Origin of the sequence: Brevibacillus sp. HD3.3A (assembly GCF_013284375.2) — a bacterium.
GTDB classification, from domain to species: Bacteria; Bacillota; Bacilli; order Brevibacillales; family Brevibacillaceae; genus Brevibacillus; species Brevibacillus parabrevis.
Map to the genome: position 1 here is coordinate 6,122,846 of NZ_CP085874.1, position 23,567 is coordinate 6,146,412.

Annotated in this window: 26 protein-coding genes; 5 read left to right on the forward strand and 21 right to left on the reverse strand. The window is 48.7% G+C overall.

Annotated elements, in window-relative coordinates; all coding sequences use genetic code 11:
* Positions 1-188: 188 nt before the first annotated feature.
* The 8 genes from dnaB to ychF all read right to left on the reverse strand — a co-directional run bounded on the left by dnaB (position 189) and on the right by ychF (position 7,277).
* Positions 189-1,538 carry a replicative DNA helicase gene (gene dnaB, locus HP435_RS28455; protein WP_122962249.1) on the reverse strand — a complete coding sequence of 450 codons (1,350 nt, stop codon included), beginning with the start codon at positions 1,536-1,538 and terminating at the stop codon, positions 189-191.
* Positions 1,539-1,562: 24 nt separating this feature from the next.
* Entirely contained in the window at positions 1,563-2,006 is a 444-nt protein-coding gene (gene rplI / locus HP435_RS28460; RefSeq protein ID WP_122962248.1) for a 50S ribosomal protein L9, read from the reverse strand.
* Between the two features lie 26 nt (positions 2,007-2,032).
* On the reverse strand, positions 2,033-3,970 hold the full coding sequence (locus HP435_RS28465; protein WP_063231664.1) for a DHH family phosphoesterase: 1,938 nt from the start codon (positions 3,968-3,970) through the stop codon (positions 2,033-2,035).
* 4 nt (positions 3,971-3,974) lie between these two features.
* Entirely contained in the window at positions 3,975-4,883 is a 909-nt protein-coding gene (locus HP435_RS28470) for a DUF2232 domain-containing protein (RefSeq protein WP_173598916.1), read from the reverse strand.
* 84 nt (positions 4,884-4,967) lie between these two features.
* Complete coding sequence (gene rpsR / locus HP435_RS28475) at positions 4,968-5,198, reverse strand: 30S ribosomal protein S18 (protein ID WP_005831740.1); 231 nt, start codon at positions 5,196-5,198, stop codon at positions 4,968-4,970.
* Positions 5,199-5,239: 41 nt separating this feature from the next.
* Positions 5,240-5,719 carry a single-stranded DNA-binding protein gene (locus HP435_RS28480; RefSeq protein WP_063231668.1) on the reverse strand — a complete coding sequence of 160 codons (480 nt, stop codon included), beginning with the start codon at positions 5,717-5,719 and terminating at the stop codon, positions 5,240-5,242.
* Positions 5,720-5,748: 29 nt separating this feature from the next.
* Positions 5,749-6,036 carry a 30S ribosomal protein S6 gene (gene rpsF, locus HP435_RS28485; protein WP_047070274.1) on the reverse strand — a complete coding sequence of 96 codons (288 nt, stop codon included), beginning with the start codon at positions 6,034-6,036 and terminating at the stop codon, positions 5,749-5,751.
* Between the two features lie 140 nt (positions 6,037-6,176).
* Positions 6,177-7,277 (reverse strand): redox-regulated ATPase YchF, encoded by a 1,101-nt coding sequence (gene ychF, locus HP435_RS28490; protein WP_122962245.1) that lies wholly within the window; start codon positions 7,275-7,277, stop codon positions 6,177-6,179.
* 231 nt (positions 7,278-7,508) lie between these two features.
* Here ychF and HP435_RS28495 point away from each other — a divergent pair, with 231 nt between their 5' ends.
* Together HP435_RS28495 and HP435_RS28500 are read left to right on the forward strand one after the other, a co-directional pair.
* Positions 7,509-8,132 carry an NAD(P)-dependent oxidoreductase gene (locus HP435_RS28495; RefSeq protein WP_173598915.1) on the forward strand — a complete coding sequence of 208 codons (624 nt, stop codon included), beginning with the start codon at positions 7,509-7,511 and terminating at the stop codon, positions 8,130-8,132.
* Between the two features lie 160 nt (positions 8,133-8,292).
* The gene (locus tag HP435_RS28500) at positions 8,293-8,661 is read left to right on the forward strand and encodes a hypothetical protein (RefSeq protein ID WP_229049782.1); all 369 of its coding nucleotides are present in this window, start codon (positions 8,293-8,295) and stop codon (positions 8,659-8,661) included.
* Positions 8,662-8,766: 105 nt separating this feature from the next.
* On the opposite strand, the gene pepF is transcribed toward HP435_RS28500, so the two are convergent.
* Positions 8,767-10,677, reverse strand: a complete 1,911-nt coding sequence (gene pepF, locus HP435_RS28505; RefSeq protein ID WP_122962397.1) for an oligoendopeptidase F — start codon at positions 10,675-10,677, stop codon at positions 8,767-8,769.
* A gap of 361 nt (positions 10,678-11,038) precedes the next feature.
* On the opposite strand from pepF, the gene HP435_RS28510 reads away from it, so the two are divergent.
* Positions 11,039-11,125, forward strand: coding sequence for a YjcZ family sporulation protein (locus tag HP435_RS28510; RefSeq protein WP_016739383.1), 87 nt, complete (start codon positions 11,039-11,041; stop codon positions 11,123-11,125).
* Between the two features lie 226 nt (positions 11,126-11,351).
* Here the strand turns inward: HP435_RS28510 and HP435_RS28515 are convergent, their stop codons facing one another.
* The 4 genes from HP435_RS28515 to HP435_RS28530 all read right to left on the reverse strand — a co-directional run bounded on the left by HP435_RS28515 (position 11,352) and on the right by HP435_RS28530 (position 13,635).
* On the reverse strand, positions 11,352-12,128 hold the full coding sequence (locus tag HP435_RS28515; protein ID WP_173598914.1) for an Ig-like domain-containing domain: 777 nt from the start codon (positions 12,126-12,128) through the stop codon (positions 11,352-11,354).
* Positions 12,129-12,243: 115 nt separating this feature from the next.
* Positions 12,244-12,456: a DUF951 domain-containing protein gene (locus HP435_RS28520; protein ID WP_063231675.1), complete on the reverse strand. Its 213-nt coding sequence runs from the start codon at positions 12,454-12,456 to the stop codon at positions 12,244-12,246.
* Positions 12,457-12,475: 19 nt separating this feature from the next.
* The gene (locus HP435_RS28525; RefSeq protein WP_173598913.1) at positions 12,476-13,357 is read right to left on the reverse strand and encodes a mechanosensitive ion channel family protein; all 882 of its coding nucleotides are present in this window, start codon (positions 13,355-13,357) and stop codon (positions 12,476-12,478) included.
* The gene (locus tag HP435_RS28530) at positions 13,354-13,635 is read right to left on the reverse strand and encodes a putative Se/S carrier protein (protein ID WP_122962241.1); all 282 of its coding nucleotides are present in this window, start codon (positions 13,633-13,635) and stop codon (positions 13,354-13,356) included. Before HP435_RS28530 ends, HP435_RS28525 begins: the two co-directional genes overlap by 4 nt.
* Before the next feature lie 214 nt (positions 13,636-13,849).
* On the opposite strand from HP435_RS28530, the gene yyaC reads away from it, so the two are divergent.
* Positions 13,850-14,455, forward strand: coding sequence for a spore protease YyaC (gene yyaC / locus HP435_RS28535; RefSeq protein WP_122962240.1), 606 nt, complete (start codon positions 13,850-13,852; stop codon positions 14,453-14,455).
* An 80-nt stretch (positions 14,456-14,535) separates the two neighbouring features.
* On the opposite strand, the gene HP435_RS28540 is transcribed toward yyaC, so the two are convergent.
* The 6 genes from HP435_RS28540 to noc all read right to left on the reverse strand — a co-directional run bounded on the left by HP435_RS28540 (position 14,536) and on the right by noc (position 20,843).
* The gene (locus tag HP435_RS28540; RefSeq protein WP_122962239.1) at positions 14,536-15,435 is read right to left on the reverse strand and encodes a diacylglycerol/lipid kinase family protein; all 900 of its coding nucleotides are present in this window, start codon (positions 15,433-15,435) and stop codon (positions 14,536-14,538) included.
* A gap of 303 nt (positions 15,436-15,738) precedes the next feature.
* Complete coding sequence (locus HP435_RS28545; protein WP_122962238.1) at positions 15,739-16,449, reverse strand: DUF554 domain-containing protein; 711 nt, start codon at positions 16,447-16,449, stop codon at positions 15,739-15,741.
* Positions 16,450-16,472: 23 nt separating this feature from the next.
* Positions 16,473-17,627, reverse strand: coding sequence for an aminotransferase class V-fold PLP-dependent enzyme (locus HP435_RS28550; protein WP_122962237.1), 1,155 nt, complete (start codon positions 17,625-17,627; stop codon positions 16,473-16,475).
* A gap of 15 nt (positions 17,628-17,642) precedes the next feature.
* Positions 17,643-18,488: a ParB/RepB/Spo0J family partition protein gene (locus tag HP435_RS28555; protein WP_173598912.1), complete on the reverse strand. Its 846-nt coding sequence runs from the start codon at positions 18,486-18,488 to the stop codon at positions 17,643-17,645.
* Positions 18,485-19,243 (reverse strand): ParA family protein, encoded by a 759-nt coding sequence (locus tag HP435_RS28560; protein ID WP_063231686.1) that lies wholly within the window; start codon positions 19,241-19,243, stop codon positions 18,485-18,487. The genes HP435_RS28555 and HP435_RS28560 overlap by 4 nt, the downstream gene beginning before the upstream one ends.
* Before the next feature lie 754 nt (positions 19,244-19,997).
* Positions 19,998-20,843, reverse strand: a complete 846-nt coding sequence (gene noc, locus HP435_RS28565) for a nucleoid occlusion protein (RefSeq protein WP_122962235.1) — start codon at positions 20,841-20,843, stop codon at positions 19,998-20,000.
* 62 nt (positions 20,844-20,905) lie between these two features.
* Here noc and HP435_RS28570 point away from each other — a divergent pair, with 62 nt between their 5' ends.
* A complete protein-coding gene (locus tag HP435_RS28570) occupies positions 20,906-21,205 on the forward strand; it encodes a hypothetical protein (RefSeq protein ID WP_173598911.1) in 300 nt (99 codons plus the stop codon).
* 555 nt (positions 21,206-21,760) lie between these two features.
* Here the strand turns inward: HP435_RS28570 and HP435_RS28575 are convergent.
* Positions 21,761-22,321, reverse strand: coding sequence for an MgtC/SapB family protein (locus tag HP435_RS28575; protein ID WP_173597197.1), 561 nt, complete (start codon positions 22,319-22,321; stop codon positions 21,761-21,763).
* A 527-nt stretch (positions 22,322-22,848) separates the two neighbouring features.
* On the reverse strand, positions 22,849-23,565 hold the full coding sequence (gene rsmG / locus HP435_RS28580) for a 16S rRNA (guanine(527)-N(7))-methyltransferase RsmG (RefSeq protein ID WP_173598910.1): 717 nt from the start codon (positions 23,563-23,565) through the stop codon (positions 22,849-22,851).
* Positions 23,566-23,567: the final 2 nt, after the last annotated feature.

The window sequence follows — 23,567 nt, forward strand, 5'->3', positions numbered from 1 at the left end:
CCTTTTGGGCCTGAAACAATCTAAGTGTACTAAACCATTTCTTGCATGTCAACGGAAAATACGAACATTTAAATAGTGGAAAGATTATATGTTCGGCAATTCAATTTAGAAAACTTGGCCTTGTCAATCTTTTTGGCCAAGAAAAAAAGCCGGAATTTACTCCGGCTTCGGTTTTTCTCTTTCTTCTATTACCCTGCCTGGTTTCGGAAGCGCTGATCCAGGCTGACGAATTTGTTAAATTCTTTGAGGAACGCCAACTCAACTGTTCCGGTAGGGCCGTTACGCTGTTTGGCAATGATGACTTCAATCACGTTTTTGTTTTCCGATTCTTTGTCGTAGTAGTCATCACGGTACAAAAACGCTACGATGTCGGCGTCCTGCTCAATCGAACCGGACTCACGAATGTCAGACATCATCGGACGCTTGTCCTGCCGTTGCTCTACACCACGGCTGAGCTGAGACAGGGCGATCACGGGCACATTCAGCTCACGGGCAATCCCTTTGAGCGTACGGGAAATCTCCGATACTTCCTGCTGACGGTTGTCGCCTTTGCCTCGGCCATGAATCAGCTGCAAGTAGTCGATGAGAATCATGCCGAGGCCGCGCTCTGCTTGCAGACGGCGGCATTTTGCCCGGATGTCCTGAACGGTTACCCCTGGCGTATCGTCGATAAAAATCGGCGCTTTCGCCAGTGTCCCAATCGCCATCGTCAGCTTCTGCCAATCATCTTCCTCCAACGTCCCGGAACGCATGCGCGAAGCGTCCAGATTGCCCTCCGCACAGATCATACGCTGTACCAGCTGGGAAGCACCCATCTCCAGCGAGAAGATGGCGACTGTCTCTCCAGCTCGTGCAGCTACATTTTGTGCGACATTCAAGGCAAAAGCCGTTTTCCCTACAGAAGGACGCGCCGCCAAAATGATCAGGTCGCTGCGCTGAAATCCTGCGGTCATTTTATCCAAATCGGTGTATCCCGATGGAATACCCGTAATGTCTCCGCGGCGTTGACTCAAAAACTCGATCCGCTCATACGTTTCCAACAGGGCATCACGAATGGGTGTAAAACCGCCACTGTTGCGATTTTGCCCGATTTCCATGATGTACTTCTCGGCATCCGCGATGATCTCTGTTACATCGTCTTCGCGGGAGTAGCCGTCGTTGGCGATCTTGGTTGCCGTATGAATCAATCGTCTCAGCAAAGCTTTTTCTTCGACGATTTTGGCATAGTATTCGATATTCGCTGCTGTCGGAACGGAACTGGCGATTTCCGTCAAATACGTTACGCCGCCAACTTCGTCCAACAGCTTGTGGTCCTGCAAATCTGCGGTTACGGTAACCAGGTCGACTGGCTCGCCCTTCTCGTACAGGTCCACCATCGTTTGAAAAATACGCTGATGCGCTGTCTTATAAAAATCTTCCGGACGGAGAATCTCGATAGCCGTGATTAAAGCTTCCTTAGACAAGAACACGGCACCGAGTACCGATTGTTCCGCTTCCTTGTTTTGCGGCGGGACACGATCCAAAAACAGGTCGCTCACGTCACACCCTCCAAGTTTGCGTCATTATTCTTCCACCACGTGAACTTTGAGTGTCGCCGTTACTTCATTGTGCAGCTTCACTTTGATTTGGGTTACGCCAAGGGAACGGATCGCATCCATCTCCAGCTTGCGTTTGTCCAGCTTGATTTTGAACTGCTCTTCCAGCGCTTGTGCGACTTGCTTGCTGGAAATCGCTCCGAACAGTCGTCCACCCTCGCCAGCTTTTCCTGCTACTTTCACTGTCAGCTCGCCCAGCTTCACGCCAAGTTCTTGCGCTTCCAGTTTTTCCTGCTCCTTACGTTTCTCTTCGCTGCGCTTTTGAGCGTCCAATGTTTTCACGTTGCTATCTGTCGCTTCCTTTGCCAGTTTGCGCGGCAGCAGGAAGTTGCGTACGTAGCCTTCAGACAAATCTTTAATCTCGCCTTTTTTACCTTGGCCTTTTACATCTTGAAGAAAAATGACTCTCATCATCGTTTCCCCCTTTTCATATTGGCCTACACGACCGAATCAATCGCTTCTTTCAAACGTCGGGTCGCTTCCTTGACGGAAATGCCCTGGATTTGGGTGGCGGCCCCTGTCAGGTGTCCGCCCCCGCCAAGCAGCTCCATGATCGACTGTACATTGATGTCGCCCAAAGAACGACCGCTAATGACAATCGTATCATCGCCTCGCTCGGCAACGACAAAAGATGCCTGGATGCCAGAAAGTGTGAGCAGCTGTTCCGCTGCCTGTGCGACCTGGACTTGCGTATAGTTCTCGGCAGGATCACCCATGGCAATCGCCATGTTGTCTCTGTAGGTCTCTGTATTCATAATGATGCGAGCCCGTTTCACGTACTGGCTCAAATCTTCCTTCAGCAAACGTTGAACAGCAGCCGTATCGGCACCGTTCCGTCTCAGGAAAGACGCTGCTTCAAAAGTACGCGAACCCGTACGGAAGGCAAAGCTTTTCGTATCGACGACGATCCCTGCCAGAAGAGCCGTAGCGATCAGATTGTCAATATTCAAGCGCTCGCTCTGGTATTGCAAAAGCTCCGTAACCAACTCTGATGTCGAAGAAGCATACGGCTCAAGGTACAGAAGAACCGGCTCGATAAACTCTTCCGAACGTCGATGGTGGTCAATGACGACGATCCGGCTTGTCTCACCAAGCAGTTTCGGCTCAATGACCAAAGACGGACGATGCGTATCGACAACCACGAGCAGCGTTCTGCCCGTTACCAGTCTGATCGCCTGCTCCGGAGTGATGAATGTTTCTGCCAATTCTTCATTGGCGTAAATCTCCCGCATCAGTCGTTCTACAGAATTGTTGCCTTCATCCATGACGATATAAGCTGCCTTATTGTGCAATTGCACAGCCTTCAGCACACCGAGAGAAGCACCGATGGAATCCATGTCCGGCTGCTTGTGGCCCATTACGATCACATGCTCAGCCTCGTGGATCAAATCACGCAACGCATGGGCAATCACCCGTGCGCGAACGCGCGTCCGTTTTTCCACGGCATTCGATTTTCCTCCGTAGAAGGTGAGCTTGTTGCCAATCTTGATCGCGCACTGGTCTCCTCCGCGGCCAAGGGCAATATCCAAGCTCGATTGGGCCATTTGCCCCAGCTCGATGTACGTAGTTGCAGCCGCTCCCACCCCGATACTGAGCGTAATCGGAATTTTGTTGTCGGCTGTCATTTCCCGCACCACATCGAGAATGTCAAAACGTGTTTCTTCTAATTTATCAAGTGCTTCCCGTTCCATCAGCGCCAAAAATTTGTCAGCCGTGATTCGGCGAAGGTATATGCCATGTTTGTTGGCCCACTCTGTAATCACGCCAGCCACACTCGTCGACAGCAGCGTGCGGCTCTGATCGTCCATGACTTGTCCAACCTCGTCCAGATTGTCGAGGTGAATAATCGCCAGAGCAGCCTTTTCTCGATGGTAACGCGTCGTTAATTCTTTAAAGTCCGTAATGTCCTTGAAATACAAAAGACGCTCATCGGACCGAACCATGACCTCGTATACCCGCTCATTATAAGTAAATTCCAGCCGTTTTTGTTCCGGCTTCCACACAAGTTGGGGAAATACCTCTTGAAGGCTTTTCCCGATCATCGACTCATCCCCGGACATATGTGTCATGAACGGGTTGACCCACTCGATTGCCTTTTCCTCGTTGTATAGGAGTATTCCGATCGGCAGCTCCTGAATAACGCCTTCTCCGGCCTTTTTCACCCGGTGGGTAACTGTCGCCAAATACAGGCGCAAGTCCCGCTGGAATCCTTTTTCCGCTTGAAGGGCGTATAGAATCAGGCCAATCAAGCAGATAATGCCGATCGCCCCGTACATCCAATGGTGCAGGGTCAAAATCCCCAACAACAGCAAGCTAAAGCTGAGTGCCAGGACCATATGCATCCCGTACCAACGCTTTAACAGGAATTTGGGCATTTCCTCAGCCCCTCTTCACTCTTGTTTCCAGTTTTTCACGCAAACGAAGCCCTAAGTCAAATATCCCTACCAGACTAAGTATAGTGCTTAAGAACGGAAAAATAAATAGACAGACAACAAGCACTGGAGTCAATCTCTTCCACCCGTACAAGTACGCGGCAAACAGGCAGAAGCTCAAGCCTTGAAGCGTAAAAATCGCATCCAGCATGACCTTTACGTTCATGATTGCTGTTTCCCAGAACGTTCCCTGCATACTGGCGCCGAAGACCAGAATACTGATCATGGCGATAAAATAGTAGTACATCAAAGATCTCGGGAAGCTCCATTCCCGGATCGGCTTAAGCAACGGAATCGGCTTTTTGATCCGTCTTCCAATCAGGCCAGCCAGACCATGGGTAATGGCGCTGGAAATAAAGCTGAACATCACGATGCTCGTAGGCAACACCATCTTGACCAAAGCCAGCATCTGATCAAACTGTTCCTTGGTCACAAAGGAAGGGCGCATGCGGGCGGTTTCTTCCAGCATGTTCTGAAAGTTGAAGTTCATCCCGTACGCCATAAAAGCCAGTCCAAAAACGGTACTGAGGAAAACAACCGCCGCTCCGGCCACAATCGCGGGAAGCGCCTTTCCTCTTTTCGCATAAACAATCCCCATGGCAGAACCCCAGACCGCGCCCATCAATGCGATCGTGGCGGCAATCGGCCCTGCGAGAATCCACCCAAGGAAGGTGTATACGACTGAAATCCACACCATGTTGGACACGCTTCGGCTTACGGCCAGAAAAATAAAAGGCAGCGGCAAAAGGAAACTGACCAGTGATCCCAGCACGGTATATGTACTGAGGAACAACAGCACCAGTGCAATACCCAGCATCAGGGCATTTTCAGCCAATTGCTTTGTTTTGGAAGGCATGTCAGCACCTCGTTTGAGATTAGCAAAAAATATGGAAAAAAGAGGGCCACGCAATTGTGTCCCCCTTTTTATCACTTGTGTAAATTATTCAGCCGTGTAAGGCAGCAATGCTACTTGACGAGCGCGTTTGATCGCGATTGTCAGAGCACGTTGATACTTCGCAGAAGTACCAGTTACACGACGTGGCAAGATTTTGCCGCGTTCGCTGATGAATTTTTTGAGCAAGTCTACATCTTTATAATCGATGTGCTTGATTTTGTTCACTTTAAAGAAGCATACTTTACGACGCTTATTAGGACGTCCTTTGCGTGCCATGATAGTCCCTCCTTCTTAGGAATGTGAAAGTTGTACGATTCTTAGAACGGCAAGTCATCATCAGAGATGTTGATCGGCTTGCCTGCACTCGCGAAGGGATCACCAAACGGATCAAAGTCATTGTTTCTCTGACCGGATGGCTTGTTACCGCCACCAAAGCCCGGTCCTGGATCGTATCCTGCGTTATCTCCGCCGCCTTCATTGCCTCGTCCGCCCAAAAATTGAACGTTTTCAGCAACGACTTCCGTTACGTATACGCGTTTTCCTTCTTTATTATCGTAGGAACGCGTCTGAAGGCGCCCTTCGATGGCAGCTTGTCTTCCTTTGCGCAAGTAGCTTGCACAAAGATCGGCAAGTTTTTGCCAAGCGACAATATTAATGAAATCGGCTTCTCTCTCACCCGCCTGGTTAGTGCGAGGACGATTGATAGCCACGGTAAAAGTAGCAACGGCAACGCCATTTGGCGTGTAGCGAAGTTCAGGATCTTTCGTCAGGTTGCCGATGAGAATAACTTTATTCATCTTGGTTCCCCCTCTGACCGCGACAATGATTACTTCTCATCACGAACAAACATGAAGCGGATTACGTCGTCGTTGATTTTCATCAAACGCTCTGCTTCCGCAACAGCATCGGAGTTCGCTTTGAAGTTCATCAGAACGTAGTAACCTTCACGGAACTTATTGATCTCGTACGCAAGACGACGTTTACCCATTTCTTGAAGCTTAGAGATTTCGCCACCGTAGTTAGTCACAACTTCGCTGTAACGAGCTACATTGGATTTTACTTTCTCTTCTTCAAGGTCTGGACGCAATACATACATAACTTCGTATTGACGCATACCTTTTCACCTCCTTATGGACTTTGCGGCCCTGTTCGGGCAAGGAGCGAGTGCTAAAACGAAACGCATAACATGCACTCCATAAATACTCGCATTATCGTATTATAGCAAAATGCCTATGGCGAATCAACTATTTCGTACTAAACATTAAAGCGGAAATGCATGACATCTCCATCGGCAACAACGTACTCTTTCCCTTCAAGACGGTACTTTCCGCGCTCTCTCGCTGCCGCAACCGAACCAGCATCTACCAGATCGTTGTAGGCAATCACTTCTGCGCGAATAAAGCCGCGCTCGAAATCGGTATGAATTACGCCAGCCGCTCCTGGAGCTTTTGTGCCCTGGCGAATGGTCCATGCGCGAACTTCCTGTACCCCTGCGGTAAAGTAGGTAACCAAACCGAGCAGCTTGTAGGCAGCGCGAATCAAACGGTCCAGACCGGACTCAGCCAAACCAAGCTCCTCCAGGAACATTTCTTTGTCTTCGCCTTCCAGCTCGGCGATTTCCGCCTCGACTTTGGCACTGATGACAACTACTTCTGCCCCTTCATTTGCCGCATGCTCGCGAACCGCTTGCACATGCGGATTGGTGTCTGCGTCGTTGATGCCGTCTTCCGCTACGTTGCACACGTACAGCATCGGCTTGATTGTCAAAAGGTGCAGGTCGCGAATCCATTTGCGCTCTTCATCGTCAAGCTCTACGCTGCGTGCAGACTGACCTTCTTCGAAAGCAGCCTTCAGCTTTTCCAGCACGTCCAGTTCTTGCTTCGATTCTTTGTCACCGGATTTCACCTTGCGCGCGATGCGGTCGATCCGACGGTCAACGGAGTCCAGATCGGCAAAAATCAGTTCCAGATTGATCGTCTCGATATCGCTCAGGGGATCGACACGGCCTGCCACGTGCGTAATATTTTCATCCTCGAAGCAGCGAACCACGTGTGCGATCGCATCTACTTCACGGATGTGTCCGAGAAACTGGTTGCCGAGTCCTTCGCCTTTGCTCGCGCCTTTTACCAGACCGGCAATGTCCACGAACTCAAATGCAGTCGGAACGACTTTATTCGGAACCACGATCTCGGTCAGCTTGGTCAGACGCGGATCTGGAACTTCTACGATCCCCACGTTCGGGTCAATCGTACAGAACGGGTAGTTCGCCGACTCAGCGCCCGCTTGTGTAATGGCATTAAACAGTGTCGATTTCCCTACGTTGGGGAGACCAACAATCCCGCAAGATGCACCCATCTATATACACTCCCTTGTCATCATCCTAACATCCTTTTAAGTATATAGATTTGGTTTTAAGAATACAATTGTCTCCTTGTGGCAACTTTAGACCCTGTCTGGAAGCAGCTTGCGTGAAATCCTCCCTCCTTTCAAGCTCTACGATAGCTGAAGCTGGTGGGACAAAAAAAGACATGCTAGACTTTACAAAAAGCACTTGACCCGATCACACGTTAATGAGGTGGATACATAATGAAGCTTCTGCTTCTCGGCGCAACAGGACGCGTCGGCAGCCATGTTTTGCAGCATGCATTGAAAGACGGCCATGAAGTGACCGTTTTGGTTCGCTCTGTAGACAAACTCCCTCACGATTTACCCCAAACTGTGCGCGTACTTGCCGGAAACGTTTGCAACGAAAACGATGTCAAGCAGGCCATGTCGGGAGCCAGTGCAGTCATTAGCGCTCTCGGTACGGACGGAACCACAACTCTCACCGAGAGCATGCCTTTCATCCTGGATGCCATGAAGCAGGAAGGCGTCAGCCGGATTGTCACGGTAGGTACGGCAGGAATTTTGCAAAGCAGAGTCTCCCCTGGACTGCTGCGCTACCAATCGAGTGAATCCCGGCAAAAACTGACCCGCGCCGCCGAAGAACACCACAAGGCATACTTGCTGCTTGCGCAATCCGGGCTGGACTGGACGATTGTTTGCCCGACTTACTTGCCAGACGGCAGCTATACAGGCAACTATCGGGTGGAAGCGCACCACCTGCCTGTAGACGGCATGCAAATTTCCGTTCCCGATACAGCCGAGTTTGCGTACAAGCAGCTTAATAGTTTGGATTATTTGCGGATGCGGGTGGGGATTGCTTATTAGGTGTTGTTTTGGCTGGGAAGCTGCCATTTAGTGAACAAGGAGCATATCTGATACTGCAATGACGCACCACATATTCATTGAAACCTTTTCCTTTTTTTCCCGTTATAACGATTAGCCTATTCCTCAGACTTACGGTCTGGCTTTATCTGGAGGGAGCATGATGAAAAAGCTTTTGATGTATTGTGCTAACGCTGTCATTGCTGTTTGGTTCGTTGTTCTCTGGCTGTATAAGATGATGCTTTCCAGTGATATTCCCATGTCCATTTCTTCCGCTGAAATGCAGAATATGATTCTGACATTACTCATTTCCACAATCACAGTCCTGCTCTATGTTAAACTTTCGTCCAGCACTGAATTGTTTTATTTTCTTGTTTTCCCCGCTTTCCTATGGGGCTTTTCTATGGTCCAGTCTTTCATGAACAGTTACCATGAATACAATACGCTTATGGCTGTTTCTGGATTTTTTTGCATGTCATTGATTTTTGCAAGTTCATCATTAAACGCTAAACGTCTGTCAAAGTTACCGTGATGTTGTCTTAACGCAGAACGTCTACTCTCTGGCGAAAACTCATCATCAACAAAAAGCTCCCTGCCATCAACCAGCAGGGAGCCTTTGCTTTGTTTTTACACGATTTTACTTTTCGTTCACCAATTTCTCCAGCTCTATCAATGTTTCTTCGAAAATTTCCATGGCTTGCTCGATCGGCTTGGATGTAGACATATCTACCCCTGCCGCTTTCAGCACTTCGATCGGAGGTGCCGAGTTGCCTGCTTCCAGGAAGTTTTTGCGGATGCGGTCAACGGCTGGCTGTCCTTCGTCGATGATTTGCTTCGCCAGCGCCTGGGATGCCGCAAAGCTCGTAGAGTATTGGTATACGTAGTATTTATAGTTGTAGAAATGGGATACGCGCGCCCACTCCATGCCGATTTCCTCATCGGAAACCATGTCCTTGCCGTAGTATTTTTTGTTGATGTCGAGGTAGATTTTTTTGATCGCCTCGGCGTTGAGAGATTCTCCTGCCTGTTCCTTGTCGTGGATCGCTTTTTCAAACTCGGCGAACTGCGTTTGGCGGAACAAGGTCGAGCGGAAGTTCTCCAGATAGTGGTTCAGAAGATACATCTTCTCTTCTTTCGTCTTCGCCTGCGCGTACATGCTCTTGAACAGCAATGTCTCATTCATTGTCGAAGCCACTTCCGCCGTGAAAGTCGGATAGTTGGACGAGATGTACGACTGATTTTTGTTCGTGTAGTACGACTGCATCGCGTGACCCATTTCGTGAGCGATTGTGTATACGTCATCAAGCGTGCCCTGATGATTCAACAGCACGTACGGATGCGTGTCATACGCTCCCCACTGGTAAGCGCCTGTACGTTTGTCATCCGTCGAATAAACGTCTACCCAGCCTCCGTTGAGTCCGTCAGACAGCACTTTCACGTACTCGTCGCCCATAGCCTTCAGACCGTCGGTGACGATTTTCTTCCCTTCCTCGAAGGAAATATATTTGTCGTCGGATGGAACGATCGGCACATAGATGTCGTACATGTGCAGCTCTTTCACTCCGAGCATTTTTTTCTTCAATGCAATGTAGCGATGCAACAGCGGCAAGTTGTCGTTAACGGTATCGATCAGCTCATCGTATACTTTGGTCGGAATGTTGTTCGGCGTCAGGCTTGCTTCCAGCGCAGAGTTGTACTTGCGTGCTTGCGCGTAGAAGTTGTCGCCTTTCACTTTTGCCGCCAATGTCTGTGCAAAAGAATCCTGGAAGTCAATCAGGGCACTGTAGTACGCCTTGAACGCATCTCTTCTCACGCGTTGGTCCTTGCTCTCCATATACGAGATAAAGTTGGCCCGCGTAAGCTGGACTTCTTTGCCTTTTTCATCCTTGATTTTCGGGAACTTCACGTCTTTGGACAGCATGCTGTAAATGTTGGTCGGCGCATTGCCGAGCGGCGAAGACTTCGCCAGCAGCTCCTCCATCTCCTTGGACAACGAGTATGGCTTGGTGCGGAGCATGTCTTCAATGAACAGCTTGTACGGCGCAAGCGACTTGTCAGCGAGCAGGCTTTTGATTTTCTCATCCGGGATCGCAACGATTTCTGGCTGTACCCACGCGGTTTTTTCCGAGACAAGCGTGTACATTTTTTCAGCACGGTCTCCCAGCTTCTGCAAATCAGCATTTGCCGAGTTTACGTCGAGAGACATGTTGGCATACACATACGCCTTGTCATTGAGCCTCATCATTTCCACGTAATCATCAAAAGCCGCAAGCATGGCTGCCGAAGATGTTCCCAGCTTGCCTTGATGCTTGGTAAATGCATTCGCCAAAGCTTCCACCTTGGCTACGTCCTTTTCCCAATCCTGCACGGTCGGGTAAATATGATTCAATTTCCACTTGTACTCATCGGGAATGTCTGCGCGAGTCTGATAATTTGGTTTTTCAGCAGCAAAAGCGACTGCCGGTGTGCTGTACGGAATGAATGGTACCGACACAGTTGAAAGTGCAATGGCCAATGCAGTAACAGATGCAAATACTTGCTTTTTCAAATCCAAATCGCCCCTTTTCCTTCTCTATATAGCTTTTCCAATTTCTAGTTAGAGTAATTACGTTATTCCACCTTGAAACTCCTTCTTATTAATAAAAATATTTTAAATATTTATTAACAACAGTCAATTTATCCAGAGAAAATTCAGTTTTGTGGATAAGATTGTGGATAACTACCTATCCACAGCTACTCCGCTTTCAACTCGCCATTTTTTTCTACTTTTTTCGACAAAAAGTTGTCCACATTTTCTGTGGATACAGTGTGGATAACTTATTTTCGTCGGAACCAGGGCATTCGCCCATACCCATTTTCATGTTCCTACATAGCATGAGTATTGAAACTAGGGTAGGAGGTGTTAGCAAGTGGGTATCTTTAACGGCTTTGACGATTTCGCGCTGATCTTGGTTCTCTTCATTCTCCTCGTAATCGTAGGTTGTGACTGCAACTAAGCTTCCCGCTGCCATCCGGCCTATCTGAAGGTAAGCTTGCACAAGAGTGCATCTTACCTTCCCCATTCCACATAGATCATTAGCAGGCTATGCAGCCGATAAACAATGATCAGTCATAACCTTCGTACAATCACCGGGAGATACATCTGATCGTACAAAAGGAAAAAGGATGCGCCTCGTCATAAGGCTGCATCCTTTTTTTCTGCTTATCCACAGTCCGTTTTCACTACTTCGCGCCACTCGTGAAACTGGACGATTGTGAGTTATTCACATTGCCCGCACGATCTTGCAGCAGCCCGCCAACGAGATGAACCTGATAGCTCGTGTGCGGCTGCCATTTTCCTTTTGGCTTGACAGTCAGTGTCCGCTTGCTTTTGTTCCAGGTGACCGTATGCGGGACAGCCCTGCCTTGTTCATCTGTCACTCGCACCAATTTGCCCGCTGTTTTGCTGGATAGCGTCTCTCCGCTCACCAATGCCACCTCTTCGGCAAACTGAAGCGTCACCTTCTCACCGCTTTTCACCTGTTTGGCTCCATGCCCTGGCAAAATCACCGCCTGTGGCGCAATGTTATCCACGGGAGCCTTTGTCGCAAAAGCAACGGAAAGCTCAGGATTCAGCTCTCCTCGCGCATCCTTTAGCTTCTTCGCCAAAAGGGTGACGCGATACGTCTTCCCCGCTTCCAGATTGCCCACAGGATCGATCACGAGGCTTTTCGCTGAATCGTTCCACTCGGCTGCGAAAGCCACCTTCTTTTTCTTCTCATCCACCAGTTGGACGAGCGACAACCACGACTTGTCAGTGATGTCCCGAGAATTTTTCAACTGGATCGCCCCGGAAAAAGTCATCGTGATCACATCATCCACAGCGACTCCGACCGCTTTGTCCTCGGGCAAAATGTTCACTTTCCAACTGCTCGGCTCCTTCGCCGCAGCTGAATGTGAAAACACCAGCAAAACCCCCAGCATCACTACCCATTGCATCCAAAACCGTCTGACATCCATCGCAAAAATCCCTCCCGTTTGAACGGTGCAGCTGCTTTTGGCCGTCATCACCGTTTACGGGCATTGTAGAAAAAGACAGACAGGTCCTTCAAAAGTTTTTCGCTATCGCTAATGGCTATTGCTCCTGCGCTTCTTCCTCTGCGCGAACCAGTATTTTTTTCAGTTTGCGCTCGAACTCCAGCCGCCCAATCATTACGCTATGGTCGCATCCCGTACATTTGATTCGTACGTCCATCCCCATGCGTATGACCTTCCACGCATTTGTGCCGCATGGATGCGGCTTTTTCATTTGTACAACGTCCCCCAGTCCAAATTGCTTCCTTTCCATCTCTCTTCTCCTCTCTGCTCTATGCTTGCCCCTGTGCCTTACCCGACATCGCAACGATTTTTGGATACGGAATCTGGATGCCGCGCTTTGTAAACTCGGTGCGGATCATGGCGCGCAGATTGCGGTTGACGCCGTGGTGGGTATTCGGCTTGCACTCGGCTGTCACGCGCATAACGACCTCAGACGGCCCCAATGCATGCACTCCGAGAATTTGCGGTTCTGCCACGATATCGTCCAGCTCGGTTTGCGCTTTTGCCAGCACTTCCTTCAAAACTTCTTCCACCTGACCCAGATTCTCTTCGTACGCTACCGAAACATCCACGACAGCCAACGTATTTTGCAGCGAAAAGTTGGTTACTTGCGTGATCGTGCCGTTCGGAAAAATATGAACCTCTCCAGTCCAGCTGCGCACACGGGTAATTCGCAAGCCGATTTCCTGTACAGTACCTGTCATGTTATTGATCGTTACGACATCGCCAACCGCGAACTGGTCTTCAAAAATAATGAAGAACCCGGTGATGATATCACGGACAAGACTTTGTGCCCCGAAACCGACTGCCAGCCCCAACACCCCTGCGCTCACCAAAACAGGCTTCAAATCGATGCCGACCAGCTGCAAAATCATCAAAATCGCCAGGAAGTACAGCGTGTACTGGACGATGTTGTTGACGAGCACGCGCATCGTATCGACGCGGCGCTGATCCAGGTGTATCTTGGCTCCCTGACGATGCTGGAAAACGCGATTGACTGCTGTTTGCACCAGCGACACCACAATTCGCGATGCGATGATGATTCCAACGATTTTCAGCAGCGTCATCCCTATACTTACCCACATGTTTGCATCTGCTACGTAGTTGTAAATTTCACCGTATATTTTTTCAAAAAAGCTTTCTGTATTCATTCTGCCCTCTCCTTCTGGTTGCCGTTTTCGTCGACTTCCTGGTACTTGCCCAGGAACTGGCGAAAGTATCCCCGGATGACTACTTGCTGCTCTTCCATGACCGTTTTGGCACGAGAGTAATCAGGCAGAGGAAATTCAATGGAAAGGGCACAGCCGGCTGTTATCTCTTTTGGCGTCGGTCTTGTGTCAATATCAATATCTTCGTACTCCAGCAGCATCTCTGCACGTAAAGCTTGCTGCGTGGAATCAAACGCAATCAGTACAGTCTCTCCTTCCATCCATCTCCCTCCCGGATTTTTGCTTTCTTATTGGCAAGGCTTTTCCTTCGTGCACTTCTTATTTTACCTGTTCAAAATCCCGCTTGCCAGCTTCCCTGATTTTTCAAAACCTACACAACCTTCTCATTAGCAGGTATAAAAATGACGGATCGGTACTATACTGTGAATACTCTTCTATAACTTTTAAGCCAAGACCGCAAGAGTGGGGGTAGCCATGAGTACATTTGAAAATCTCAAAAACTGTTCTTTGCCACCTTTTAAAGTGGAATACCGCAGTGAAAACGCAGAGGATCATCTGGCTAGACACCTTGCGCAGCGCTTTCGCTTAAAACCGTATGAAGAAGACATTGTGATTGTATGTATTGGAACAGATCGGTCCACGGGTGACGCACTCGGTCCTCTTGTCGGAACCAAACTACAAGCGGCCGCACCAAGCCATTTGCAAATTTACGGCACGCTGGACGATCCGGTGCATGCGATGAATCTCAAAGAAAAGCTCGATTCCATCCAAGAAACTCACCCCAGATCTACCCTGATTGCCGTCGATGCCTGTCTCGGCCAATTCAGCCACGTAGGCAACATCAACGTCATCAGCGGGCCTCTAAAGCCTGGCGCTGGGGTTAAAAAGGAGCTGCCGCCTGTCGGTACGTTCCATATCACGGGAATCGTCAATGTCGGCGGCTTCATGGAGTATTTCGTTCTCCAAAACACCCGTCTTGCCGTCGTCATGAACATGGCAGAGATTATTGCTTCTGGTTTGGCCAAAGCCACTTCAATGGCTGCTTCGCCGAACCGTTTGGATAGTGTTTTGCACGACTGACCATCTTCCCTCGACCTTTTCAACATCTATACGTATTGCTTTGGCCTGTCTTACTCCCATGTGGATGACAGGTCCCTTTTTTATACAAAAATCGCTTGCTGATCCGGCAGCATTTTCATCTCGATCGGCGTTTCACCAACCAACTCTCCATCTGCATGAACCAAATACGGTCTAACGGTCTCAATCGTGATCTGGCGCCCTCGATAAAATGAAACTTTCGGATGATGAATATGAGAGCCAAAATAAATTTTCGCAAAGGCGCGCAACAGTTCCCCACAGCTCGCATTGCTGACGACGCAAATATCGGCCCAACCATCGTTTGCTACAGCCATGGGACAAATTTTCATTCCCCCGCCGTAATTCGGAATATTGGCAGCTGTTACGAGCCATGCTGCCTCCATCTTGATGACTTGTCCATCCACTTGCATGACGAGATTGCTGCGCTGGAATTTGCGCAGTTCACGCAACACGGAAATCACATACGCCAAACCGCCCAATCGCCACCGATTCAACCATGCCTTGTATTTTGCCTGATCAGTCGCTCTTGCTACCTGCGCATCAAATCCGGCACCAATCGAATTTGCCGCAACACGCCCGTTCATCCACATCAAATCAATTCGTTTTTCCGCTGTCTCTGACAAAACCCGCTCTACTGCCACGACAGGATTTGTGGCAATCCCGTGCGCTCTGGCAAAATCATTTCCTGATCCCGCCGGCACCAAGCCAAACTTGCATGACTGGCCCGATTGATAGATTCCGTTCAATACACCGTGAACGGTTCCATCTCCCCCTACGGCAATGATTTTATTTACTCCCTCTTTTTCAATCATCTCTTTTGCCAGTTTTTCAGCTGACCCGTCACCAGATGTCTCCCTGACGACAAAAACAGCTCCCAGACCACTTACAGCAGGCTCTATCCTCTCCCAGATTCTCTTCCCTTTGCCATTACCCGCCACAGGATTGACGATAAAACCTACCATTGACTTTCTCTCCCCATAACGCGCTTTCTGTTCTACTCGTCATTATCGCACGACATTTTCTTTTGATGATAGCGGTTTTTTATGTCATGCCGGCTCTTGCAAGCTTCTTAACATTTTTGGCAGTGCGCTTGCCAGTATTTCATCGACTCTTTTATTATCGGCATTTGTTCCTTTGCTTTTTGTTGCCCGTACCAGCAGGTCCGCGCCCACCCCACTGTTTGACTGCCTCAGTCCCATATGCAAAGCTGATTTTGCCTACAAAAAAAAGACTCTCCCGTTCAGGAAGAATCTTTTTCCACTCTCTTATAAAAACTTGGACAACCATTCGCTAAAAGGAACCCCGAGAGCCGCAATCAACAATGCTGGCAGCATGTTCGCCACATTGATCTTTTTAATCTCCAAAATGTTAATCCCGATAGCGATAATCATCAAGCCGCCTACTGCCGTTACTTCTGCCAACATCGCATCGAGCATCGTCTGGCTCACAAAGTTGTAGATTTGCGTTGAGAGCAAGGTAAGCAAACCTTGGTACACAAATACAGGCACAGCCGAAAACATGACGCCAATTCCTAGTGTCGAAGTGAAAATGATGGCGGAGAATCCGTCCAAAAGTGCTTTGGTGAACAAAATATCATGGTTGTTTCGCAATCCGCTGTCCATGGCTCCGAGCACAGCCATCGCACCGATGCAATAGACCAAAGTCGCTGTCACAAAGCCTGTGGCAATACTTCCCTGGCCTCCGCCAACCTTTCGTTCCAGCCAATGCCCCAGATGATTCAAGCCTTTTTCAATCCCAATCAATTCTCCTACGATTGCCCCCAACACAATACTGACGATCACCAACAAAAAATTCCCCGATCCAAGACTCATTTTGACTCCCAAAATCATGACAGCAAGACCGATGCCCTGCATGACAGTATGTCGTATCGAATCAGGAATTTTCGTCAGAAGCCTGCCCAACAAGGCTCCTACGATGATGGCGCCAGCGTTTACCAGGGTGCCTAACAAGATCACGATTGTGTCCCCCTATAGCTGCATTACGAAAACGCGGATGCTATCTCTCTCACGGCGTTCATAAGCGCTTCTACGTCTTTCTCTGTGTTGAAAATCCCAAAACTGGCACGCACAGCTCCACGCTGCTCGGTCCCTGCTGTTTGATGCCCAAGCGGTGTGCAATGATACCCTGATCTCGTAGCGATTCCATACTGCTGATCGAGAATAAACGAGACTTCAGAAGCATCCACTTCCCCGATATTGAAGGCGATGACGGCAACCCGTTCTGTCTCAATCCCTGGACCATACACCTGAACGCCGGGAATTTGCTGTAAACCAATGATCGTTTGCTTCGCCAGCTCCCACTCGTGCTCACGGATGCGATCGACACCTCGTTCGAGAATGAAATCGACGCCAGCTTGCAAGCCAGCCAAACCAGCCGTGTTCAGCGTACCGCTCTCATATCGGTCAGGGCGTGTAGTCGGTTGATCAATCGCTTCCGATTGGCTTCCTGTTCCCCCATGAATCAAAGGCTCCAGATCGATGTCGCCATGCACGTATAAACCGCCCGTGCCTTGTGGCCCATACAGCCCTTTATGCCCAGGAAACGCCAGCATATCAATCTTCATTTCCTCTACGTGAATCGGCAGTACCCCGGCTGTTTGAGAAGCGTCTACCAAAAAGGCGATACCTCTTTCTTTTGCCAGTTGCCCCAATTCAGCGATCGGCAAAATCACACCTGTGAGATTGGAAGCGTGGCTGACTACCAGCAAGCGCGTATTCGGTTGAATCGCCTTGACAAAGTCCTCTACATGAAAAAGGAAATCCGCTCTCGGCTCGACAAAAGTCGCTTCTACTTGATGCTCACGGCGCATATATTCAATCGGACGTCTGACAGAGTTATGCTCCACGGAAGAAGCAATCACATGATCGCCAGCTTTCAGATAGCCTTTGATCGCCTGATTGAGTGCTTGTGTCGCATTTAGATAAAAAAAGAGGTTATTCGGGTTTTGAATCCCAAACAACCGCGATAACTGCACGCGTGTCCGAAACACGGTCTTGCTCGCTTTCATCGCCAAGGTATGTCCACCTCGACCAGGGTTAGCGGCAAAATCTTCGATGGCCTCAGCCATTCGCTCCTTCACGCCTGGTGGCTTTGGCCAAGTTGACGCTGCGTTATCCAAATAGATGATCGCCATGACTACCTCCCGGACTTACTTCTCATCATTCAATATCTCAATGATTCGCTGCAAATCTTCCTGCGAATAAAAGTCAATTTCGATCTTGCCGCGTTTTGCGCCCTTTTTAATTTTGACGGCGGTTCCAAAGCGACTGCGCAACCGTTCTTCCATCTCTATCAAAATCGGCTCATTTTTTGCCGGCTTTTTTTTCTTTGTTTCACGTGAAACATTCAACTGCTTGACCAGTTCTTCCAATTGGCGGACGTTCAGACCTTTTTCCACGACATCCTTTGCCAACTGCATTTGCATGTTTTCATCCGATACACTCAACAGTGCACGGGCGTGCCCCATAGTCAGCACTGTAGCTGCGACCAGCTTGCGAATGCTTTCGGGAAGCTGCAACAACCTCAGCATATTCGCTACGTGCGGTCTGCTTTTTCCGATCCGTTGTGCAAGCTGCTCCTGCGTGTACTCATGGTGTGCGATCAGCTTTTCGTACGCTTCGGCTTCTTCCAAAGGGTTCAGGTTTTCCCTTTGCAGGTTTTCAATCAGGGCGATTTCCATCAACTGCTGATCCGTATAAGCTTTGACCACTACAGGGACTTGTTTCAATCCCGCCAGCTTTGCGGCGCGCAAACGTCTTTCTCCCGCTACCAGCTCAAATCCCTTGATGCTCTTCCGAACAATCAATGGTTGGATAATGCCATGCTCCCGAATGGAGTGTGCCAATTCATCAATAGCCGATTGTTCGAATTCTTTACGAGGCTGATACGGGTTGGGACGAATCTCACTGACGGAAACTTCTTTCACTTGCTCCCCTTCTTCAATGAGATTGGAGGTAATAAGCGCATTCAGCCCTTTTCCCAAACCTCTACTCATACCCCAACCACTTCCTTCGCCAAGTCAGAATAAACTTCTGCACCACGCGAACGTGGATCGTACGTGATAATGGCTTGTCCATGTGATGGCGCTTCGCTCAAGCGAACATTGCGTGGAATAATCGTTTTGTATACTTTTTCCTGGAAATACTTTTTCACTTCTTCAATGACTTGCAGCCCCAAGTTGGTGCGTGCATCCAGCATCGTCAGCACGACCCCTTCGATCGACAACTGCGAATTGAGATGTTTTTGGACCAGTCGGATCGTATTCAACAACTGACTCAAACCTTCCAATGCATAGTATTCGCATTGAATCGGAATCAAAACGGAATCAGCAGCAGTCAACGAATTGACTGTCAAAATCCCCAAAGAAGGCGGGCAATCGATAATGACGAAATCGTATTTGTCCTTCACTACTTCCAGCGCTTTTTTCAAACGTACTTCTCTGGAAATGGTCGGAACCAATTCGATTTCCGCTCCCGCCAATTGAATCGTAGCCGGAATGATCATCAATCCTTCGATCTCGGTAGGCAAAGTCGCATCTACGGGGCTGATGTCGTTAATGAGAACATCATAAATACAATAGCGCACATCGGCTTTGTTTACCCCGATACCACTGGTTGCGTTCCCTTGTGGATCAATATCCACCAGCAGCACCTTTTTCCCCAATGCGGCCAGACAAGCACTTAGATTGACGGACGTAGTCGTTTTTCCGACGCCGCCTTTCTGGTTCGCAACCGCAATGATTTTACCCAACTTCTCCACCTCATTCTCTTCGTGTAGGAATGCCGCTGATTATGCCATAAAACAATCGACAGCCTTCCGGAACGCCCATATCAATATCTATTTACGCTCATTGACTCATAAATGGATCATTTTCATTGCCTGGCCAGCTGCTTGTACAGCCTGAACGTTCAGTTCAGGGCGATGCTTGCCATTCGTGCAACAATCCCGCCGTCTGACACATAACGTACTCTGCCAACATCAGCCTGCTCCACCATGAAAAGTGATCCTCGTTACCTATAATTACGCACTCTTTCTGCCATCCGCTACATGGTGCCCAAAAACTCGTTCATCCTCTGGGCTATGGATACGAACAAACCGCAAGACGCCCTTCCATTTTACAGAAGTGAACAGCCATTAATCGCATGATCTGGCTCGGTAATACCCATGTTACCAGATTTAATGCTTGCCCGTACGCTGTTTTTTTGATATTGAGACAATTTGTCTTTAATTTTGCCCGAACAGTTCCAATTGACCCCTTTTTGCTGGAAAAGATGCGCCTGATTCTGACAAACGTTTACAGACAAATCGATTTTGAACAGAAAAAACTCCCTGCCCGCCTACCTGCTTTTCTCCTTTTGTCCTACCATCATGTTTTGCTACTTTCAACATTTGCCCAAAAAGAAAGGCGACCTTGTCGCCATCCCCTTGCTGCTTTTGCTATCTATGTTCTATAAAGACAGCGAAGACCCCCTCGCTGTCATCTGCTCCAATCTAAGCGGCATTCCTACTTGTTGTTTTTCGGAATCCGAATCGTAAATTGATAAAATTCATCATGGTCTTCTTCATTTGTCTCTACGGGCAGACCCGTCTGCATGACCATATCAATCGATTGCCGCACCGTATTGATGGCGATACGAGCGTCTCGGGAAAATGCCTTCCAACGCGGCTTCGACTCTTTTTCCGCTTTTGGATTTTCTGCTGCTTCCAGAAGCTGTTTGACTCGCACTTCTGTTTGCTTGACATTCCACTCTCGCTCGACGATCTCGGCCAGCACTTTATTTTGCAACTCCGCATCCTTCAACGGGATCAAGGCTCTCGCGTGTCTCTCGGTTACTTGTCGCATCAACAGCGCATCTTGAATCTCTTGCGGCAAATGCAGCAATCTCAGCTTGTTGGCGATGGTGGATTGTCCTTTTCCCAAGCGTTGAGCCAGGCTTTCCTGTGTCAGGTCGTGCAAATCAATCAGCTTTTGGTAGGCAACCGCCTCTTCAATTGCTGTTAATCCCTCGCGCTGCAGATTTTCAATCAAAGCAATGGAAGCTGTTTGCGCATCATTGAAATCTTTGATAATCGCAGGGATTCTTTCCATGCCCAGCTTTTTTGTTGCCCGTAAACGTCGTTCTCCGGCAATCAACTCATACTGACCATCTCTCAACCGTACAACAATCGGTTGAATAAGCCCGTGAGTGCGTATCGTTTGACACAGCTCATCGATTTTCTCGTCATCAAATACTGTTCGAGGCTGGTATGGATTCGGTACAATCTCCTCGACTGGTAATTGCCTGATCTCTTCATTCTCTGTCTTGTCCGTTAATCCAAAAATCCGAGAAAATGAATCCCTTACTGCCATAGAAAAATCCCCCACTTCTACCCGTTCCATCCGTACTATTGGTAATCCTTACGCTGCTGCTTGTGATTGCTTCTGGAAAAATCAACATCGCCAAGCTGTTCACAAAAAATCTTGCTGCTACAATGGCACGGGCTTCTTCATCAGTCATTCCAACCTCATTACCACGCATACTCGACCAGATGAGTCTTTTGAAACAATCGCCAGCAAAAAGCAAGCTCCTGGCAGCGTTTGCTGACAACACCCCAATCGTTTCGCGACATCATCTTTTCCATTCCCTTTTGCTTGGCGAAGGCGCAGACAATCCTCCACGTGAAAAAAAGGCCCTGTCTATGCATGATGCATACGACAGAATCTTTTCATGAAGCTATTTGTCTGTCTCTCTTATACATCGGCTGGAAGGGACTATTCACCGTATACCCAATTTCCTTGTGCCTACAGTTTGTCATCCCCGCTTCCATGACAAAATCCATCAGCGTGTGCGCTTTCAAGGTTTTGCCAGAAGAGTACATGCTTACTGTGAATGACAACCATTCAGTCATGCACGGACCTGATCGAGTCTTTTCGAAAATGCTTGTGGAGATAGATGTTCTGTTCACACTGTGAAAGGAGGCTAGTTCTTCAGAGCTAGTTTCCGCCCTCCTCGCATTTCAGACCGTCAGCCACTTTCCCTCAGAAATGTCTCTTTCCCTCATTTCCTCCGTTCCCTTTAGAGGATAGCGCATAATTCTCGCTTACAAGGTTCTCAGGCCCTACAGACTGTCCTTCCTAAAAGACGCTTCTTGCCTATCCGATCGTTTTGAAAAATCCCCTTTGACCTATCGTCATTTTCTAGGCAAATGACTTCGGTTTTCTTTTATATAAGTAATTCTGCAAGCTTTGCCCAATTCCTGCTTGGGAAAAACGTTTCACGTGAAACATCAATCGTGATCATGGTCATAGAAATTGGCTCTGCCGCTGTGTTTGCCCCGCTCCTCTCCTCCTATGCTCTCATCTGTAGGATGTGAAATCTTGGTGACAGCAAAAAGCTTCGGAAACAGTCGATGAAAGTCCAAAGTCAGGTAGGCAAAGAAAGCAGCGACAATCGCCGTAATATACATTCCGGCACTAAACATCAATCCGATGGCAGACGCAACCCACATCCCTGCTGCCGTAGTCAAGCCTTTAACGGAACCGTTAAATTTGAGGATGGCTCCCGCTCCCAAAAAGCCCATGCCAGTCACCACCTGAGCAGCTACCCTGCCCGGATCGTTGTTTACCCCGCTGGACTGAAAGCCGTAAATCGAAGCTAGTCCAAACAGACATGAGCCGAAGCAAACCAGGCTGTACGTGCGAAAACCCGCTCCTCGTTGTCTGCTCACATCCTTGATAAAACGCTCGCGTTCCCACCCCATGATGGCTCCAGCCAAAAAAGCGAGAAACAGCCTCAGCAATATGGTCGGAAGCTCTGATGGAAAAAGAGACACCCACACTTCTTCCATGTCTATCATCCTCTCAGAACAGGTGTCGTTCTCTTTAACGTTACTGGTATGTATATGCCCCCTGAAAGAACTCCATGCTTGAAAAAGTAGATTCCTTTGCCCGATCACCATCGATCAATGACCGATACACAATCACAAACACCTTTCCCCTGCACACATCACAAGACCACCAAAAGATCTCTTTCCCTTTTGTCATGAGAAAAGCCCCGTTCGAGAAAAAAGACGGAAATACCCGTCACGTCATCAGCCCCAAAGCACTCACTCTCCTTGGCACAAGCTTTTTCCATGAAACGAAACCAGAAACCACACCGCCCATGACTGTTTTGGGCAATCAGCACTCAAGCGCATCTCTTTTTTGCAGCCAGACGCCAAGACTTTTGCCTACAAAACGGTCATGACCTGACCGTTTTGTTGACCGCGAGTGGTCACATCCCATTTCATGAAAAACGTCGAGACGTTTTTCACACAAAAAAAGACCGCAGCATCAAACTGCGATCTTCCTTCGTTCCTTAAAACCTATTAAGTGACTATACCAGCGGTTTTTTCGCAGGAACGCCCGCTTTGCGCGGATAGCTCTTGGGTGTAGCTTCAACCTTTTCGATAATCACGATGTTGCGCTCTCCTGCTTCCTCCAGCAGTTGGAACGTCTCGACCTTTCGTGTTTTGCCGCCCAGCGTCTTGATTGCCTTTTTCGCTTCGTTCAGCTCCGGCGTAATATCTGCCCCTTTGAGAGCGATAAAATGACCTTTTGGCTGAGCAAATGGCAAACAAAATTCAGAAAGCAAATTCAGGCGGGCTACAGCCCGTGCTACGACCAGATCAAACTTTTCCCGATAGTTGGCTTCCTGCCCGCGATCCTCTGCCCGTCCATGCACCGGATGAACATCTTCCAGCCTCAGTTCACTCGCTACATGCTGCAAGAAGCCCATGCGCTTGTTCAACGAATCAATAATCGTCATTTTCACATGCGGGAAGCAAATTTTCAGCGGGATGCTGGGGAACCCGGCTCCTCCTCCGATATCCACTACCGATTTTACCTGGTCAAAAGGAAAGTAGAAGGCAGGGGTGATCGAGTCGTAAAAATGTTTGACGTACACTTGTCCTTCTTCCGTAATGCCTGTCAAATTCATTTTTTCGTTCCATTCCACGAGCAAACGGAAAAAGTGGTCGAATTGCTCCTTTTGACGCTCTGTTAAGGAAATGCCTTGTGCGGCAAGCGCCTCGGCAAACTGTTCTTTAGTCATTT